We start from the raw sequence: 274 nt of genomic DNA, 5'->3' as shown, positions 1-274 counted from the left end.
ACCATAAATAGAATAGTCATAGGCTGTAATTTTAACGAGAGCATCTTGTCCAGGATGAATGAATGCAATATCTCTTGGAGAAATGCGAGCTTCTATTAATAACCGCTCATCCAAAGGAACTATGGTCATTAGCTTACCATTTTGAGGGATAACTCCTCCTTGAGTTGTCACAGCAATCTCCTTTACAATTCCACGCATAGGCGCTTTAAATGTTGTTCTATTTAAAGTATCTGTACGTCCTCTTACAACTTGAAGTTGTTGCTCAGTATCAGCA

General features: G+C 38.3%; 1 protein-coding gene. It reads right to left on the bottom strand.

Annotation, left to right across the window (positions count from 1 at the left end; genetic code table 11):
* A partial coding sequence (locus Q4528_RS13860; protein WP_303522160.1) for a beta-barrel domain-containing protein occupies nucleotides 1–274 on the bottom strand: 274 nt, incomplete at both ends.

Origin of the sequence: Staphylococcus pasteuri, from assembly GCF_030547725.1 — a bacterium.
Classification (GTDB): Bacteria; Bacillota; Bacilli; order Staphylococcales; family Staphylococcaceae; genus Staphylococcus; species Staphylococcus pasteuri.
Note: the sequence above shows the minus strand (reverse complement) of the source record. Positions and strands in the feature narration are given on the sequence as shown.